This window comes from Pseudomonas sp. GNP012, assembly GCF_054343835.1.
This window is the reverse complement of record NZ_JBTGUU010000001.1, coordinates 565,572-582,752: the sequence shown is the minus strand read 5'-3', so window position 1 is coordinate 582,752 and position 17,181 is coordinate 565,572. Positions and strand designations below refer to the sequence as shown.

The window sequence follows — 17,181 nt, the reverse complement described above, 5'->3', positions numbered from 1 at the left end:
ACTGCCGCAAAATGCGGCAGATTCGCAATTCAGCGACGTTACAGACGACCCAGATCATTAACCAGAGCGAGCAACATCACTCCGATCACCAAACTGATGCCAATCTGTATCCCCCAACCTTGCACCCGATCCGACAAGGGACGACCACGCGCCCACTCGATCAGATAAAACAACAAATGCCCCCCATCCAGCACAGGAATGGGCAGCAAATTCAGAACACCCAGGCTAATACTCAGATAAGCAAGGAAATTCAGGAAATCAGCAACACCCGACTGGGCCGAAGCGCCCGCCACTTTAGCAATGGTTATCGGTCCACTCAAGTTTTTTACCGAGAGCTCGCCGAACAACATTTTCTTCAGTGAATCGAGGGTCAGCACGCTCATGGTCCAGGTGCGCCGAGCCCCCTCGCCAATCGCTGCCAATGGCCCATAACTGACCTCGCGGAGCATCTCCGGCGGCCAATCGACAGCCTTCACCCCTGCCCCCAGGTAGCCGTTGGGTGACTTGCTCTCGCCGCGAGCGGCAAGCGTCACCGGGACGTCGATTTGAGCACCGTCTCGCTCGACCCGCAGCATGATTTTGGTATCAGGATGCATACGGACGGTATCGACGACTTGCTGCCAATCAGCCAGCGCACGACCATCGAGCGCCAGCAACCGGTCACCGGTCTTCAGGCCGGCAGCCTGGGCCGGCCCCTTTGGATCAAGTTCGGCCAGAACAGGCGGCAATGCCGGACGCCACGGGCGAATCCCCAACGAATGAATGGGGTCGGGTTCGTCAGCCCCTTTGAGCCATTTATCCAGCGCAAGTTCACGTGACGAATCGGTCGTCGAGCCTTGCTCGCGAACCAATACCTGCAATGAGCCGCTTTCGCCCAGACGACGAACCAGTTGCAGATTCACCTCCGCCCAGCCGGAAGTCAGCTCACCATCAATGGCCACGATTTCCTGGCCGGGACTCAAACCCGCCTTGGCCGCGATGCTGCCGGACTCGACAGCCCCGATGACCGGACGCACCTGCTCGCTGCCGAGCATTGCCAGGCCCCAGAAGAACACCAATGCCAGCAGGAAGTTGGCAATCGGCCCCGCCGCTACGATGGCAATGCGCTGACGAACGGATTTGCGATTGAAGGATTGATCAAGCTGATCGGGCGGCACTTCGCCTTCGCGCTCGTCGAGCATTTTCACGTAGCCGCCCAACGGGATGGCGGCAACGACGAATTCGGTACCCTGCTTGTCGTGCCAACGCAGCAAAGGCGTGCCAAAGCCTACGGAGAAGCGCAGCACCTTGACCCCACAGCGACGCGCGACCCAGAAGTGGCCGAACTCGTGGAAGGTAACCAGCACACCCAGAGCGACCAGGGTGCCGACAATCATATAGAGCGCGCTCATCTACTTTCTCCGCAATCCTATTCGCTGCTGCCTGGGTCGACTATCTGCAGCATTTACCGCCCGTGACGGCTCAACCATTGTCCGGCCAGCAATCGCGCTTTCGCGTCTGCCGTGAACACTGCCTCGAGATCATTCACTGCCACGACGGGCTCCAGACTCAGCACTTCCTCGATGATACTCGCGATTTCCGGGTAACGAACCCGCTCGTCGAGAAATGCCGCCACCGCCACTTCATTTGCCGCATTGAGCATGGCTGGCGCGCTATTACCCGCTTCGGCCGCCTGACGGGCCAGACGCAAACAAGGGAAACGTTCTTCATCGGGCGCCTGGAAGTCCAGCCGTGCAATGGCAAACAGATCCAGCGGCGCCACACCCGAATCGATCCGCTCCGGCCAGGCCAGGGCATTGGCGATGGGCGTGCGCATATCCGGATTGCCCAACTGCGCCAAGACAGAACCATCTACGTAGTCAACCAGCGAATGGATCACACTTTGTGGGTGAATCACCACCTCGACCTGGGCTGGCCTGGCATCGAACAGCCAGCAGGCTTCGATCAGCTCAAGCCCTTTGTTCATCATGCTGGCCGAGTCCACGGAAATCTTTCGCCCCATGGACCAGTTCGGATGCGCACACGCCTGGTCAGGTGAAACATGCGCCAATTCAGCCAGTGGCGTCTGACGGAACGGACCGCCGGAAGCTGTCAGCAAAATCCGGCGTACGCCGACTGCCTCGAGACCACGGGCATAATCGTGCGGCATGCACTGGAAAATGGCGTTGTGCTCGCTATCGATCGGCAGCAATACCGAACCACTCTTGCGCACCGCCTGCATGAACAGCGCGCCGGACATCACCAGCGCTTCTTTATTGGCCAGGAGGATCTTCTTGCCCGCTTCGACCGCCGCCAGTGTCGGGCGCAATCCCGCCGCACCGACGATGGCCGCCATGACCGTATCGACCTCCGGATCGGAAGCGACCTGACACAAACCTTCTTCACCCACCAGAACACGGGTTGGAAGACCCGCCGCGCGCAAATCATCCTGCAAGGTGCGGGCAGCCGCGACCTCAGGCACTACGGCAAATCGCGGGATATGGCGCACGCAGAGCGCCAGCAATTCACTCAAGCGAGAGAAGCCGCTCAAGGCAAAGACCTGGTAACGATCAGGATGACGAGCGACGACGTCGAGCGTACTCAGGCCAATCGAACCGGTTGCCCCCAGAACGGTAATCCGTTGCGGGCGGCTCATGGTGCCGCCATCCACAACAGCACGGCGAACACCGGAATGGCCGCTGTCAGGCTGTCGATACGATCCAGCACACCACCATGCCCCGGAAGCAGATTGCTGCTGTCCTTGATCCCGGACTGACGCTTGAACATGCTTTCAGTGAGATCGCCCACCACCGAAATGAACACGATCAGCGCAGCACAGATCAGCCCTTTGAACAGCTGCGCCACCGTCCAGTCGCGCACCAGAGCAACGAGCGTGGTAATGACCAGGCTCAGCGCCAGCCCACCGTACACGCCCTCCCAGCTTTTGCCCGGACTGACCTGTGGCGCGAGTTTACGCTTGCCGAAAGCACGACCGGAGAAGTAGGCACCGATATCGGCCCCCCAGACCAGCACCATCACCGCCATGATCAACCAGTTACCCAGCGGGTACTGCTTGATCTGCACCAGCCCCTGCCAGGCCGGCAGGAGAATCAACAGGCCGATCACCAGCTTGGTTGCCGCATTGGACCAATGCTCGCTCGAACGCGGATAGGTCAGTACCAGATACGTCGCCACCGCCCACCACAGCACCGAAGCGCCCAATACCCAAGGCGCCAGCCCGGGCAAGATGTACATGACGAACAGCATCAAGGCGACCACAGCGGCAAAGCCGACGCGGAACGTTTGCCCGGCGAAACCCGCCAGACGTGCCCACTCCCATGCACCAAGGGTAACTACCAGCCCGATGAACAGTGCAAAACCGGAACCTTCAAGCAGGAAAAACCCGCACAGGGCAATCGGCAGCAGGATCAGTGCGGTGATGATTCGTTGTTTAAGCATTAAACCCGGGCTCCAGCCTCGACCTGCTCGCTCGTTTTACCGAAGCGGCGCTGGCGGGAAGCGTAATCGGCCAGCGCATTGCGCATGGCATCGTGTTTGAAGTCCGGCCAGAACAGGTCGGAAAAATACAGCTCGGCATAGGCCAGCTGCCAGAGCAGGAAATTGCTGATGCGATGCTCGCCACCGGTACGGATACACAAGTCAGGCAGCGGCAGGTCACCTGTGGCCAGGCAGGTCTGCAGCAGATCAGGCGTGATGTCTTCCGGACGCAAGTGTCCGGCCTGAACCTCTCGAGCCAGTCGTTGCGCCGCTTGCGCGATATCCCACTGACCGCCGTAATTGGCGGCGATCTGCAGGACAAAACGATTGGCGCCAGCCGTCATGGCCTCGGCTTCGCGCATGGCAGCCTGCAGCTCGGGATGAAAACGCGAGCGGTCACCAATGATGCGCAGGCTGATGTTGTTGTCGTTGAGGCGCTTGGCCTCACGACGCAGCGCCTTGAAGAACAGATCCATCAAGGCGCTGACCTCATCGGCCGGACGCTGCCAGTTCTCGCTGGAAAAGGCGAACAAGGTCAGCACCTCGACCTTGGCCTCGGCACAGACTTCAATGACCGCACGTACCGCATCCACACCCGCTTTATGCCCGGCGACACCTGGCATAAAGCGTTTTTTCGCCCAGCGATTGTTACCATCCATGATGATCGCGACATGGCGCGGCACCGCGGACGGTGCAGTCTGCTTGGTCTTTTCCATGAAAACGCGACCCTTATACGGCCATCAGGTCTTTTTCTTTCTCCGCCAACTTAGCGTCGATTTCAGCTACGAACTTCTTGGTCAGATCGTCGATCTCGCCAGTGGCGCGACGCTCTTCGTCTTCGCTGATTTCCTTTTCCTTGACCAGATCCTTCAGCGAGCTGTTTGCATCGCGACGGATGTTGCGCACGGCAACACGGGCATCTTCAGCCACATCACGGGCCTGCTTGGTGAAACCGCGACGGGTTTCTTCGGTCAGGGCCGGCATGCTGATCAGCAGCAGCTCACCAAGGTTGGTCGGGTTCAGGTTCAGACCTGCACTACCGATCGCCTTGTCGACGGCACCCAGCATGTTGCGCTCGAAGGCAACGACTTGCAGGGTACGGGCATCTTTGACGGTGATGTTGGCCACTTGCTTGATCGGGGTGTCGGAACCGTAGTACGGCACCATCACGCCTTCCAGGATGCTCGGGTGCGCTTGACCGGTACGAATGCGGCCGAAGTTGTGCGCCAGCGATTCCACGGACTTCTGCATGCGCTCTTTAGCGTCTTTCTTGATTTCGTTGATCATTGTTGGCCTTCCTCGATCAGGGTTCCTTCAGCGCCGCCATGTACGATGTTCAGCAGGGCGCCGGGCTTGTTCATGTTAAATACGCGTAGCGGCATCTTGTGGTCGCGGCACAGGCAAATGGCCGTCAGGTCCATAACACCCAGCTTGCGATCCAGCACTTCATCGTAAGTCAGATGATCGAACTTCTCGGCATGCGGATCTTTGAACGGGTCAGCGGTGTAGACGCCATCGACCTTGGTTGCCTTGAGCACGACATCGGCATCGATTTCGATTGCACGCAGGCAGGCAGCCGAATCCGTCGTAAAGAACGGGTTGCCGGTACCGGCCGCGAAAATCACCACGTCCTTGGAGTTCAAGTGGCGCATGGCCTTGCGGCGATCATAGTGATCGGTCACACCAACCATGGAAATAGCGGACATCACGATGGCCGAGATGTTGGCGCGCTCAAGGGCGTCGCGCATGGCCAGGGCGTTCATCACAGTGGCCAGCATGCCCATGTGGTCGCCGGTCACCCGATCCATGCCAGCTTTGCTCAGCGCTTCACCGCGGAACAGGTTGCCACCACCGATAACCAGACCGACCTGAACACCGATGCCGACCAGCTGGCCAACTTCCAATGCCATGCGATCCAGAACTTTCGGATCGATCCCGAACTCTTCCGAGCCCATCAGGGCCTCGCCGCTGAGCTTGAGTAGAATGCGTTTATAGCGAGCCTGATAACCACTGCCCTGCTGAGCCATTGCGAATCTCTCCTGCGGCGTATTTTAAAAATTCTTTGCGAGCTGTTTACAGCTGGCGTTCACTCTAGCTTGGCGCTGCTTCAGCGCCATCGGAACATGGCTTTGTAAGCCAGTTCCAAAAGGAAACCAATAAAAATTGGTGCCCCATCTGAAAAGAGGCTGCGCGCGTGAGCGGGCAGCCTCTTCTGGGCGACAGTTAAAAAACCGTCTTATTGCTTGGCAGCAGCCAGCTGGGCAGCAACTTCTTCTGCGAAGTTGTCCACTGGCTTCTCGATGCCTTCGCCTACCTTGAAGTAAGTGAAGGAAACGATTTCAGCGCCGGCTTTCTTGGCCAGAGCACCTACGGTGACTTCCGGGTTCATGACGAAAGCTTGCTCGACCAGGCTGGCTTCAGCCAGGAACTTGGTGATACGACCAGCGATCATCTTCTCGACGATTTCAGCCGGCTTGCCTTTCATCTTGTCTTCGTTCAAAGACAGGAACACGGCTTTTTCGCGCTCGATGGCTTCTGGCGAAACCTGCGATGGCAGCAGGAACTCAGGGTTGCTTGCAGCCACGTGCATGGCGATCTCTTTGGCCAGCTGAACATCGCCGCCCTTGAGAACAACAGCAACACCGATCTTGTTACCGTGCAGGTAGGTGCCGACAACGTCGCCCTCTACACGCACCAGGCGACGGATGTTGACGTTTTCGCCAACTTTGGCAACCAGTGCTTCACGAGCCGATTCCTGAGCGGCGATCAGCGGAGCTGCGTCGGTCAGTTTTTCGTCGAAGGCTTTCTCTACGCTGGCAGCAACGAAGTTCTTGAAGTCGTCTTGCAGGGCCAGGAAGTCGGTCTGCGAGTTGACTTCCAGCAGCACGGCTGCCTTGTCGTCAGCCTTGATGGCGATAGCGCCTTCAGCGGCAACGTTGCCGGCTTTCTTGGCGGCCTTGATGGCGCCCGAAGCACGCATGTCATCAATGGCTTTCTCGATGTCGCCGCCAGCCTTGGTCAAGGCCTTTTTGCAGTCCATCATGCCTTCGCCAGTACGCTCGCGCAGTTCTTTGACCAACGCTGCAGTAATCTCTGCCATTTCAAAATCCTCTTGGATAGGTTTTCAACCATTCCACCCGATCGAACGGGCGATCAATTCTTCCCGAACCACCCTTGTTAGCTGCCGCACATTACAGATAGAGCAGTGGGCGCCGACAAATGGTTTTCGAGGTGGCAAAAAGGGGGCCAAGCCCCCTTTTTGCTTACTGAGTCAACGCCAAGGCGTCAATTACTCAGCTGCTGCTACCGGAGCTTCTTCAACGAAAACTTCGGTGCCGCCGGCAACGTTGTTGCGGCCACGGATCACAGCGTCAGCCATCGAACCCATGTACAGCTGGATAGCGCGGATTGCGTCATCGTTGCCTGGGATGATGTAGTCAACGCCTTCCGGGCTGCTGTTGGTATCGACTACGCCGATAACCGGGATGCCCAGCTTGTTGGCTTCGGTGATCGCGATGCGCTCGTGATCAACGTCGATAACGAACAGAGCGTCTGGCAGACCGCCCATGTCCTTGATACCACCCAGGGAACGATCCAGCTTTTCCAGGTCACGAGTGCGCATCAGCGCTTCTTTCTTGGTCAGCTTGGCGAAAGTACCGTCTTCGGCTTGAACTTCAAGGTCACGCAGACGCTTGATGGAAGCACGGATGGTTTTGAAGTTGGTCAGCATGCCGCCCAACCAGCGGTGATCGACGTACGGCGAACCGCAACGTGCTGCTTCTTCAGCAACGATCTTGCCAGCGGAACGCTTGGTGCCGACGAACAGAATCTTGTTTTTGCCCTGGGCCAGACGCTCTACGAAAGTCAGAGCTTCGTTGAACATTGGCAGGGTTTTTTCAAGGTTGATGATGTGGATCTTGTTACGCGCGCCGAAAATGTACTTGCCCATTTTCGGGTTCCAGTAACGGGTCTGGTGACCGAAGTGCACACCGGCCTTCAGCATATCGCGCATGTTGACTTGGGACATGATAGTTCCTTAATAAGTCGGGTTTGGCCTCCACGTATCCCAATGACCAACCAGCAGCATCAGCTGAAGGCACCCAGGTCATCGTGTCGACACGTGTGTGGATTTAGGCTTTTCGGGACATCCCCGGAAAGCGGCGCATTTTATATCACAAGGCAGGGCAAAACGGAACCCGGATTCTGAAATCCTGGCGAGCGCTTTGCGCCATCCCTTGGAATCCTCCAAGAATGCACCATTCTATAGAGAGAAGCGATGCACACAGGCGCAGATTTGCGCTGATCGTCTGGTAGAATCGTATTTTTCAGGGCTGCGAAGACCCATCGCGCAATGCCCTTTCCGTTCAGAAAGCGCCGCCTGGCGCAGAGAGAGCCCGTATGACCGTCACCCTCAAAACGCCCGAGGATATCGCCAAAATGCGTATCGCCGGCAAACTGGCCGCCGATGTGCTGGAAATGATTGCCGAACATGTCAAGCCGGGCGTTACCACCGATCAACTGAACCAGATCTGCCACGACTACATTGTCAATGAGCAGAAAGCCATCCCTGCCCCGCTCAACTACAAGGGCTATCCAAAGTCGATCTGCACGTCGATCAACCATGTGGTCTGCCACGGAATCCCGAACGACAAGCCGCTCAAAGACGGCGACACCCTGAACATCGACGTTACCGTCATCAAGGACGGCTACCACGGCGACACCAGCCGCATGTTCCACGTCGGCACCGTGCCGGTCTGGGCCGAGCGCCTGTCCCAGGTGACCCAGGAATGCATGTACAAGGCGATTGAAATCGTCAAACCCGGCTGCCGCCTGGGCGATATCGGTGAAATCATCCAGAAGCACGCTGAAAAGAACGGATTCTCGGTGGTTCGCGAATTCTGCGGCCACGGTATCGGCAAGGTGTTCCACGAAGAGCCGCAGATCCTGCACTATGGTCGCGCTGGCACCGGCATGGAACTCAAGGCCGGCATGACCTTCACCATCGAGCCGATGATCAACCAGGGCCGTGCCGACACCAAGGTTCTGGGCGACGGCTGGACCGCGATCACCAAGGACCGCAAGCTCTCGGCACAGTGGGAACACACCCTGCTGGTGACCGAAACCGGTTACGAGATCTTCACCCTGCGCAGCGATGACACCATCCCTCGCGTTTCGGCCTGATCTCGCCAGCGTATCTCGCCTATAGAAAGGAAAGCCAATCGATGCCGCAGGTGGACCCCGAACTCTTCGACCGTGGCCAGTTCCAGGCTGAACTGGCCCTGAAGGCAAGCCCGATCGCGGCCTTCAAGAAGGCGATCCGCCAGGCCCGCGAGGTGCTCGACGCACGCTTTCGCAATGGCCGGGACATTCGCCGGCTGATCGAGGATCGCGCCTGGTTCGTCGACAACATCCTGCAAAAGGCCTGGGAGCAGTTCAACTGGAGCGAGGACGCCGACATCGCGCTGGTCGCGGTCGGCGGCTACGGCCGCGGTGAATTGCACCCTTATTCCGACATCGATTTGCTGATCCTGCTGGACAGCGCGGACCACGAAGTTTTCCGCGATTCCATCGAACGCTTTCTGACACTGTTGTGGGACATCGGCCTGGAGGTCGGTCAGAGCGTTCGCTCGGTCGACGAATGCGCCGTCGAGGCCCGCGCCGACCTGACGGTCGTCACCAACCTGATGGAAAGCCGCACCATCGCCGGCCCCGAGCGTTTGCGCCAGCGCATGCTGGACGTCACCAGTACCGGGCACATGTGGCCAAGCAAGGACTTCTTCCTGGCCAAGCGTGCCGAACAAAAGGCCCGGCACCACAAGTACAACGACACCGAATACAACCTGGAACCCAACGTCAAGGGCTCGCCCGGCGGCCTGCGGGATATCCAGACGATTCTGTGGGTGGCCCGTCGCGAGTACGGCACCCTGAACCTGCGGGCACTGGCGGGCGAAGGCTTCCTGGTCGAAAGTGAAAACGCATTGCTCGCCTCCTCCCAGGAGTTCCTGTGGAAGGTTCGCTATGCCCTGCACATGCTCGCCGGTCGCGCCGAAGACCGCCTGCTGTTCGATCACCAGCGCACCATTGCCGGACTGCTGGGCTTCAAAGGCGACGACGCCAAGCAAGCCATCGAAAATTTCATGCAGCAGTATTACCGGGTGGTGATGAGCATCGCCCAGCTCAGCGACCTGATCATCCAGCACTTCGAGGAAGTCATCCTCGCACCTGAAGATGAGGCACCACCGCAGCCGATCAATTCGCGCTTCCAGTTGCATGATGGCTATATCGAAGCACGCAACCACAACGTTTTCCGCCGCACGCCGTTCGCCATGCTCGAAATTTTCGTATTGATGGCCCAGCAGCCGGAAATCAAGGGCGTGCGCGCGGACACCATTCGTATGCTGCGGGAAAGCCGTCACCTGATCGACGACGACTTCCGCAACGATATTCGCAACACCAGCCTGTTTATCGAGCTATTCAAGTGCAAGATCGGCATCCACCGCAACCTGCGACGAATGAACCGTTACGGCATCCTGGGGCGTTATCTGCCCGAATTCGGTTTTATCGTCGGGCAGATGCAGCATGACCTGTTCCACATCTATACGGTCGACGCGCACACACTGAACCTGATCAAACACCTGCGTAAATTGCAGTACACCCAGGTATCGGAAAAATTCCCGCTGGCCAGCAAGCTCATGGGCAAGCTGCCCAAACCCGAGCTGATCTACATGGCCGGCCTGTACCACGATATCGGCAAAGGCCGCCACGGCGACCACTCGGACATCGGCGCGGTCGACGCCGAGGCGTTTTGCCAGCGCCATCAACTGCCATTGTGGGACAGCCGCCTGATCGTGTGGCTGGTGCAAAACCATCTGGTGATGTCGACCACCGCCCAGCGCAAGGACCTGTCCGACCCGCAGGTGATCCACGACTTCGCACAGATCGTCGGCGACGAAACCCGCCTTGACTACCTGTATGTGCTGACCGTCGCCGACATCAACGCCACCAACCCGACGCTGTGGAATTCCTGGCGCGCCAGCCTGCTGCGCCAGCTCTACACCGAAACCAAGCGTGCCCTGCGTCGCGGCCTGGAGAATCCGGTGGATCGCGAAGAGCAGATCCGCCAGACCCAGAGCGCCGCCCTGGACATTCTGGTACGCGGCGGCACAGACCCGGACGATGTCGAGCAACTGTGGGCGCAGTTGGGTGATGACTATTTCCTGCGCCATACCGCCGGCGATGTGGCCTGGCACAGCGACGCGATCCTCCAGCAACCGGCCGATGGCGGACCACTGGTGCTGATCAAGGAGACTACCCAGCGCGAGTTCGAAGGCGGGACCCAGATCTTCATCTACGCCCCCGACCAGCACGACTTCTTCGCCGTGACCGTGGCCGCGATGGACCAGCTCAACCTGAACATCCATGACGCCCGGGTCATCACCTCCAGCAGCCAGTTCACCCTCGACACCTACATCGTGCTCGACACCGACGGCGACTCGATTGGCGACAACCCGGCACGGGTCAAACAGATCCGCGACGGCCTTACCGAGGCCCTGCGCAACCCGGACAACTACCCAACCATCATCCAGCGCCGGGTACCGCGCCAGCTCAAGCATTTCGCCTTTGCACCACAGGTAACGATCCATAACGACGCCCAGCGGCCGGTGACGGTGCTGGAACTCACGGCACCCGACCGCCCGGGCCTGCTGGCGCGGATCGGCACGATTTTCCTGGAGTTCGATCTGTCGCTGCAAAACGCCAAGATCGCCACCCTCGGCGAGCGCGTGGAAGACGTGTTCTTCATCACCGACGCCCACAATCAGCCGCTGTCCGACCCGCTGCTGTGCAGCCGTCTGCAGGATGCGATCGTCGAACAACTGAGCGTCAACCAGGAACCCGATATCAAACTGTCGCGCATCAGCATCTGACTTAACAACGGCCCGACTTTTGTAGGAGCGAGCTTGCTCGCGATGAACTCAACTACGCCGCGTTATTCTGGCAAGAACGCGTTATCGTTGACGACCATCGCGATCAAGCTCGCTCCTACAGGGACCAGCGCCGCTCCAACACCGAACGAGATTTATCGATGAACAACGCTCTGTCCCAGCTCCAGCCCTACCCGTTCGAAAAACTCCGCGCCTTGCTCGGCAGCGTCACGCCCAACCCGGACAAGCGCCCTATTGCACTGTCCATTGGCGAGCCCAAACACCGCTCGCCAAGCTTCGTCGCCGAAGCACTGGCCAGCAATCTCGATCAGATGGCCGTATACCCGACCACCCTCGGCATCCCGGCCCTGCGCGAAGCCATCGCCGCCTGGTGCGAACGTCGCTTCGATGTCCCCAAAGGCTGGATCGATCCGGCGCGCAACGTGCTGCCGGTCAACGGCACCCGCGAGGCGCTGTTCGCCTTCACCCAGACCGTGGTCAACCGTGGCGATGACGCGCTGGTGGTCAGCCCGAACCCGTTCTACCAGATCTACGAAGGCGCAGCGTTCCTCGCCGGGGCCAAGCCGCATTACCTGCCATGCCTGGACGAAAACGGCTTCAATCCGGATTTCGACGCCGTTTCGCCGGACATCTGGAAACGCTGCCAGATCCTGTTCCTATGCTCGCCAGGCAACCCGACCGGCGCATTGATTCCGGTCGAGACCCTGAAAAAGCTGATCGCCCTGGCCGATGAGCACGACTTCGTGATTGCCGCGGACGAGTGCTACAGCGAACTCTACTTCGACGAACAGACGCCGCCGCCAGGCCTGCTCAGCGCCTGCGCAGAACTGGGCCGCAAGGACTTCAAGCGCTGCGTGGTGTTCCACAGCCTGTCCAAGCGTTCGAACCTGCCAGGCCTGCGCTCGGGTTTTGTCGCCGGTGACGCCGACATTCTCAAAGGCTTCCTGCTTTACCGCACCTACCACGGCTGCGCGATGCCGGTTCAAACCCAACTGGCCAGCGTTGCTGCATGGAATGACGAAGTGCATGTGCGCGCCAATCGAGCGTTGTATCGCGAGAAATTTGATGCGGTACTGGAAATTCTCAGCCCGGTGCTGGACGTACAGCGTCCGGATGGCAGTTTCTACCTGTGGCCGAATGTGGCCGGTGACGATGCAGCGTTCTGCCGCGACCTGTTCGAGCAGGAGCATGTGACCGTGGTGCCGGGCTCTTACCTGTCGCGGGATGTCGATGGCGTCAATCCGGGCGCCGGGCGCGTGCGCATGGCGCTGGTTGCGCCGTTGGCGGAGTGTGTCGAGGCTGCCGAACGAATCCGTGCATTTATTACGAGAAACCAGTAAGCGCTCCAAGCCTGCACCGTGCAACGCGGTGCAGGCCATGCTTAGTTATCGCAACATTCCCTAATAGGCAGCAACTTTACCCACAACAGAACGACAACTAATCTCCAAGCTGAATCAACCGATTCAACTAAAAATATGACAAGGAGATAGTCAATGTCTCATTCACACCCCTGCAAAGTTATCGAACCAGCAGACATACAAGCCTCTTATGACGCCGCCATTAATGAAAACCCTGACAATGCCAACATTGCGACCACTGGAAGTCGAAAAAAAAGAGGAGTATCAACTCACTCCAAATTTTGGGCTAACCAGAGGACACTCAAAGTAGCATTTCTCAACCCGCCGTCCGACACACATCGTGAGGCCGCCATAAAAGCCATCATGCTATGGCAACCATCTATCAACTTGAATCTGGAGTTTGTCAGCGGCTCCGAGGGTGACATTCGGATCACCATGGAAGCCCCCTTAAACTACTCAGCTATCGGCACCGACGCCACGCTGCGCGGCCCTGGCGAAAACACCATGAACATTGGCACCGCTCCCGACCATCCTTGGTTTGAAGCTGCGGTATTGCACGAATTCGGCCATGCACTCGGCATGGAGCATGAACATCAACATCCAAAAGCTAATATCCCGTGGAACAAACCTGCGGTATATGAGCACTACTGGACCGCTTTTCAATGGAGCAAGGAGGAAGTTGATCACAATCTGTTTAGATTGCTGGAAACAGCAACTGCTCGAACCACTGCTTATGATCCAACCTCAATAATGCACTACCCCATACCCAACGAACTGACAATCGGGGATTGGGCGGTATATAAAAACACAACAATAAGCCAAAACGATCGCCGACTAATGCGCAAAGCATATCCAAAGCCAGATTAAGACATCAATTATCACTCAGCGTAAACCAAACAACGAACCTCTTTATTATTTCACCGCTCCCAACTTGGCCTCACTCAGATCCAGTTCCCCCAACACCTCACGCAACACGTCATCGCCAATCTGGTGCTGACGACTGAGGCTATACAACTCCAGGCGCTGTGCCCGCAGCGCCTTCAAACGTAGACGCCGCTCCAGCAAGTCCATCTGAAAGGCCAAGGCCTGGGCTTCGGCTGAATCGTTGAACACCTCCAACTGGTGCCGGTACTCGGACATGATCCGCGCCTTGAGTTCGGCCGCCAGCGCGGACTGGGCAGCGTCCTGCGGGTTGATTTCTTCTGTCTCAAGCGCATGAATGGCCGCTTCGGCGGTCTTGCGCCAGGCGTCGCGCACTTCGTTGCGGCGCTTGTCGTCCGGGCTGGCTTCGATGCCGCGCAACAACAGTGGCAGCGCGATGCAGGCCGCAATCAACGACAGCAGAATCACCCCGGCGGCGATGAATATCAGCAGATCGCGCTCGGGAAACGCACTATCCCCCATGAGCATCGGCACCGACATTACCCCAGCCAGCGTCACGGCCCCACGCACGCCACCGACGGTCAGCAACCAGCAGGAACGCGCGCTTGGCACCCGGGTTATCTCAGCCTTGCCACGCCAGCGCCGCACAAAAATGGACAGCCGCCAGATGCTTTGCACCCAGACGAACCGCAAAACCAGCAGCACCAGGAAAATCGCCAGCACATCCAGCCCGCGATACAACAATGTCGGCCATAGCGAGGTTTCGTGACTGGCCACCGCCTTGATGATGTCCGGCAACTGCAGGCCCAACAGCAGGAAAATCAAGCCGTTGAAGGCGAATTCCAGCAATGACCAGACACTGCGATTGAGCAGGCGCGTGTTGGTCTGGCGCGGCAGCAGATCGAGCCAGCTCTGCATCATCCCCGCCGCCACCGCCGAGAGGATGCCCGACACCTCCATGCGCTCGGCCAGCACATAGGCCGCAAACGGCAGCAACAACATGAACACCACGTGCGTCGCGGGGTCGTCCCAGCCGCGCGCGATCATCCACGCCCGCAGACGGCCAACCAGCCAGCTCAAGGCCACCCCGACGGCCAGCCCGCCGACGGCGACCAGCACGAACGTCAGGCTGGCATTGGCCAGTGAGAACACGCCGGTCACCGCCGCCACCAAGGCAAACTTGAACGTCACCAGGCCCGAGGCGTCGTTCATCAGCGCCTCACCCTGCAAGATGTGCATCAATGGCGTGGGCAGTCGATTGCGGGAGATCGCCGACACCGCCACCGCATCCGTCGGCGACAGCACGGCCGCCAGGGCAAACGCCACCGGCAATGGCACACTGGGTAGCAGCCAATGAATGAAATAGCCGGCGCCAACCACGGTAAACAACACCAGGCCCACCGCCAGGGTCAGGATAGGTCCGCGCAGGTGCCAGAATTCGCGCTTGGGCATGCGCCAACCGTCGGAGAACAGTAGCGGTGGCAGGAACAGAAACAGGAACAACTCGGGATTCAGGGCCACATGCAATCCCAGAGTCGGCCACGCAAGCAATGCCCCTGCGGCGATTTGCACCAGCGGCAACGGCAGCGGGATCACCCGTCCGATCAGGCGCGAAACGCCGACCAGCATCAACAGGATCAGGACGGTGTAGGCGGTTTGCATAAAACGTGGTTCCAGGACAATCGACAGCATGGAAGTGCCATATTAGCTGCTTAGACTGGCTGGGGGCCCTTGCACCAATGTCGCACGGCTGAACCACAACCCCCTTGTAGGAGCGAGCTCGCTCGCGATGGTCGTTCACGATTACGCTGACTGCCTGATACCCCGCGGCGCTCTCAGGTTCATCGCGAGCAAGCTCGCTCCTACAAGGGATTTATGGAATGACAAAAATACAAACCCGACCACAGCCGCCGCGAAACCGTCCGGCCATGGCATAATCCTCCACCTTTTATTTCCAGCACCTGCAAAGGGGGCAATTCCTTGACCGTTTCAAGCAAAACGTTGCACCTTTTCGGCATCAAAGCCTGCGACACCATGAAAAAGGCGCGCACCTGGCTCGATGAACACGCTGTCAGCTATGACTTTCATGATTACAAAGCGGTCGGTATCGACCGTGAACACCTGACCCAATGGTGCAGCGAGCACGGCTGGGAAGTGGTGTTAAACCGTGCAGGCACGACCTTTCGCAAGCTCGACGACGAACGCAAAGCCGATCTCGACCAGACGAAAGCCATCGAACTGATGCTCGCACAACCCTCGATGATCAAGCGCCCGGTGCTCGATCTCGGTGACCGAACCCTGATTGGCTTCAAGCCAGATATCTACGCGGCCGCGCTCAAGTAAGCAGCCCGTTCAATTTTGTTAGAGGTATTCACATGTCCACTACCCTGTTCAGCCTGGCCTTCGGCGTCGGCACTCAAAACCGTCAAGGCGCATGGCTGGAAGTGTTCTACGCCGCCCCGGCTCTCAAGCCATCGGCTGAAGTCGTCGCCGCTATCGCACCGATCCTGGGCTACACCGAAGGCAATCAGGCCATCGCATTCAGCACCGCACAGGCCTCGCAACTGGCCGAAGCCCTCAAAGGCGTCGACGCTGCCCAGGCTGCCCTGCTGACCCGACTGGCCGAGAGCCACAAGCCGCTGGTCGCCACCCTGCTGGCTGAAGACGCCCAGCTGTCGTCCACCCCGGAGGCCTACCTCAAGCTGCACCTGCTGAGCCATCGCCTGGTCAAGCCTCACGGCCTGAACCTGGCCGGGATCTTCCCGCTGCTGCCGAACGTGGCCTGGACCAGCCAGGGCGCTGTCGACCTGGGCGAACTGGCCGAACTGCAACTCGAAGCCCGCCTGCGCGGCGAGTTGCTGGAAGTGTTCTCGGTGGACAAGTTCCCGAAAATGACCGACTACGTGGTTCCGGCTGGCGTGCGTATCGCTGACGCTGCGCGTCTGCGCCTGGGTGCCTACGTGGGCGAAGGCACCACCGTGATGCACGAAGGTTTCATCAACTTCAACGCCGGCACCGAAGGCCCGGGCATGATCGAAGGCCGCGTATCCGCTGGCGTATTCGTCGGCAAGGGTTCGGACCTGGGCGGCGGCTGCTCGACCATGGGCACCCTGTCGGGCGGCGGCAACATCGTGATCAAGGTCGGCGAAGGCTGCCTGATCGGCGCCAACGCCGGTATCGGTATCCCGTTGGGCGACCGCAACACCGTCGAGTCGGGCCTGTACGTGACCGCCGGTACCAAAGTCGCGCTGCTGGACGAGAACAATCAACTGGTCAAAGTGGTCAAGGCCCGTGAACTGGCCGGCCAGACGGACCTGCTGTTCCGTCGCAATTCGGAGACCGGTGCCGTGGAATGCAAAACCCACAAATCGGCCATCGAGTTGAACGAAGCGCTGCACGCTCACAACTAAGCGTCACCTGTACCTGTAGGAGCGAGCCTGCTCGCGATGATCAAATGAACGACACGGGCTGTCTGGTACCCCGCGTTGTCGTTGAGGTCCATCGCGAGCATGCTCGCTCCT

The 17,181-nt window shown here is 59.0% G+C and carries 15 protein-coding genes; 6 read left to right on the top strand and 9 right to left on the bottom strand.

Features of this window, described 5'->3' with window-relative positions:
* Positions 1 to 38 precede the first annotated feature (38 nt).
* From rseP to rpsB, 8 genes are all read right to left on the bottom strand, one after another.
* Complete coding sequence (rseP, locus tag ACXX83_RS02500) at positions 39 to 1,391, bottom strand: sigma E protease regulator RseP (RefSeq protein ID WP_458547479.1); 1,353 nt, start codon at positions 1,389 to 1,391, stop codon at positions 39 to 41.
* A gap of 53 nt (positions 1,392 to 1,444) precedes the next feature.
* The gene (ispC, locus tag ACXX83_RS02495; protein ID WP_217837372.1) at positions 1,445 to 2,635 is read right to left on the bottom strand and encodes a 1-deoxy-D-xylulose-5-phosphate reductoisomerase; all 1,191 of its coding nucleotides are present in this window, start codon (positions 2,633 to 2,635) and stop codon (positions 1,445 to 1,447) included.
* Positions 2,632 to 3,438 carry a phosphatidate cytidylyltransferase gene (locus ACXX83_RS02490; protein ID WP_217837371.1) on the bottom strand — a complete coding sequence of 269 codons (807 nt, stop codon included), beginning with the start codon at positions 3,436 to 3,438 and terminating at the stop codon, positions 2,632 to 2,634. Before ACXX83_RS02490 ends, ispC begins: the two co-directional genes overlap by 4 nt.
* Positions 3,438 to 4,193 carry a polyprenyl diphosphate synthase gene (gene uppS, locus ACXX83_RS02485; RefSeq protein WP_102699380.1) on the bottom strand — a complete coding sequence of 252 codons (756 nt, stop codon included), beginning with the start codon at positions 4,191 to 4,193 and terminating at the stop codon, positions 3,438 to 3,440. The genes ACXX83_RS02490 and uppS overlap by 1 nt, the downstream gene beginning before the upstream one ends.
* Before the next feature lie 13 nt (positions 4,194 to 4,206).
* Positions 4,207 to 4,764: a ribosome recycling factor gene (gene frr, locus ACXX83_RS02480; RefSeq protein ID WP_007978385.1), complete on the bottom strand. Its 558-nt coding sequence runs from the start codon at positions 4,762 to 4,764 to the stop codon at positions 4,207 to 4,209.
* Entirely contained in the window at positions 4,761 to 5,504 is a 744-nt protein-coding gene (gene pyrH, locus ACXX83_RS02475) for a UMP kinase (protein ID WP_003222124.1), read from the bottom strand. The genes frr and pyrH overlap by 4 nt, the downstream gene beginning before the upstream one ends.
* Positions 5,505 to 5,713: 209 nt before the next feature.
* Positions 5,714 to 6,577 (bottom strand): translation elongation factor Ts, encoded by an 864-nt coding sequence (tsf, locus tag ACXX83_RS02470; RefSeq protein WP_015093762.1) that lies wholly within the window; start codon positions 6,575 to 6,577, stop codon positions 5,714 to 5,716.
* 189 nt (positions 6,578 to 6,766) lie between these two features.
* Positions 6,767 to 7,504, bottom strand: coding sequence for a 30S ribosomal protein S2 (gene rpsB / locus ACXX83_RS02465; protein ID WP_007978390.1), 738 nt, complete (start codon positions 7,502 to 7,504; stop codon positions 6,767 to 6,769).
* Positions 7,505 to 7,797: 293 nt separating this feature from the next.
* Between rpsB and map the strand changes: the two genes are divergently transcribed.
* The 4 genes from map to ACXX83_RS02445 all read left to right on the top strand — a co-directional run bounded on the left by map (position 7,798) and on the right by ACXX83_RS02445 (position 13,645).
* Positions 7,798 to 8,658: a type I methionyl aminopeptidase gene (gene map / locus ACXX83_RS02460; RefSeq protein ID WP_302470070.1), complete on the top strand. Its 861-nt coding sequence runs from the start codon at positions 7,798 to 7,800 to the stop codon at positions 8,656 to 8,658.
* Between the two features lie 41 nt (positions 8,659 to 8,699).
* Positions 8,700 to 11,402, top strand: a complete 2,703-nt coding sequence (locus ACXX83_RS02455; protein ID WP_217837370.1) for a [protein-PII] uridylyltransferase — start codon at positions 8,700 to 8,702, stop codon at positions 11,400 to 11,402.
* 158 nt (positions 11,403 to 11,560) lie between these two features.
* Positions 11,561 to 12,760, top strand: coding sequence for a succinyldiaminopimelate transaminase (dapC, locus tag ACXX83_RS02450; RefSeq protein ID WP_015093759.1), 1,200 nt, complete (start codon positions 11,561 to 11,563; stop codon positions 12,758 to 12,760).
* Positions 12,761 to 12,913: 153 nt separating this feature from the next.
* Positions 12,914 to 13,645, top strand: coding sequence for a M12 family metallopeptidase (locus ACXX83_RS02445; RefSeq protein WP_217837369.1), 732 nt, complete (start codon positions 12,914 to 12,916; stop codon positions 13,643 to 13,645).
* 45 nt (positions 13,646 to 13,690) lie between these two features.
* On the opposite strand, the gene ACXX83_RS02440 is transcribed toward ACXX83_RS02445, so the two are convergent.
* The gene (locus ACXX83_RS02440; RefSeq protein ID WP_458547478.1) at positions 13,691 to 15,322 is read right to left on the bottom strand and encodes a Na+/H+ antiporter; all 1,632 of its coding nucleotides are present in this window, start codon (positions 15,320 to 15,322) and stop codon (positions 13,691 to 13,693) included.
* Between the two features lie 318 nt (positions 15,323 to 15,640).
* Between ACXX83_RS02440 and ACXX83_RS02435 the strand changes: the two genes are divergently transcribed.
* Together ACXX83_RS02435 and dapD are read left to right on the top strand one after the other, a co-directional pair.
* On the top strand, positions 15,641 to 16,003 hold the full coding sequence (locus tag ACXX83_RS02435) for an ArsC family reductase (RefSeq protein ID WP_007978403.1): 363 nt from the start codon (positions 15,641 to 15,643) through the stop codon (positions 16,001 to 16,003).
* A gap of 32 nt (positions 16,004 to 16,035) precedes the next feature.
* Entirely contained in the window at positions 16,036 to 17,070 is a 1,035-nt protein-coding gene (gene dapD / locus ACXX83_RS02430; RefSeq protein ID WP_458547477.1) for a 2,3,4,5-tetrahydropyridine-2,6-dicarboxylate N-succinyltransferase, read from the top strand.
* The last annotated feature ends 111 nt before the right edge of the window (positions 17,071 to 17,181 follow it).

Coding starts and splice junctions, on each gene's coding strand:
- rseP (WP_458547479.1), bottom strand. CDS start 1,391: ATGAGCGCGCTCTATATGATTGTCGGCACCCTGGTCGCTCTGGGTGTG.
- ispC (WP_217837372.1), bottom strand. CDS start 2,635: ATGAGCCGCCCGCAACGGATTACCGTTCTGGGGGCAACCGGTTCGATT.
- ACXX83_RS02490 (WP_217837371.1), bottom strand. CDS start 3,438: ATGCTTAAACAACGAATCATCACCGCACTGATCCTGCTGCCGATTGCC.
- uppS (WP_102699380.1), bottom strand. CDS start 4,193: ATGGAAAAGACCAAGCAGACTGCACCGTCCGCGGTGCCGCGCCATGTC.
- frr (WP_007978385.1), bottom strand. CDS start 4,764: ATGATCAACGAAATCAAGAAAGACGCTAAAGAGCGCATGCAGAAGTCC.
- pyrH (WP_003222124.1), bottom strand. CDS start 5,504: ATGGCTCAGCAGGGCAGTGGTTATCAGGCTCGCTATAAACGCATTCTA.
- tsf (WP_015093762.1), bottom strand. CDS start 6,577: ATGGCAGAGATTACTGCAGCGTTGGTCAAAGAACTGCGCGAGCGTACT.
- rpsB (WP_007978390.1), bottom strand. CDS start 7,504: ATGTCCCAAGTCAACATGCGCGATATGCTGAAGGCCGGTGTGCACTTC.
- ACXX83_RS02455 (WP_217837370.1), top strand. CDS start 8,700: ATGCCGCAGGTGGACCCCGAACTCTTCGACCGTGGCCAGTTCCAGGCT.
- dapC (WP_015093759.1), top strand. CDS start 11,561: ATGAACAACGCTCTGTCCCAGCTCCAGCCCTACCCGTTCGAAAAACTC.
- ACXX83_RS02445 (WP_217837369.1), top strand. CDS start 12,914: ATGTCTCATTCACACCCCTGCAAAGTTATCGAACCAGCAGACATACAA.
- ACXX83_RS02440 (WP_458547478.1), bottom strand. CDS start 15,322: ATGCAAACCGCCTACACCGTCCTGATCCTGTTGATGCTGGTCGGCGTT.
- dapD (WP_458547477.1), top strand. CDS start 16,036: ATGTCCACTACCCTGTTCAGCCTGGCCTTCGGCGTCGGCACTCAAAAC.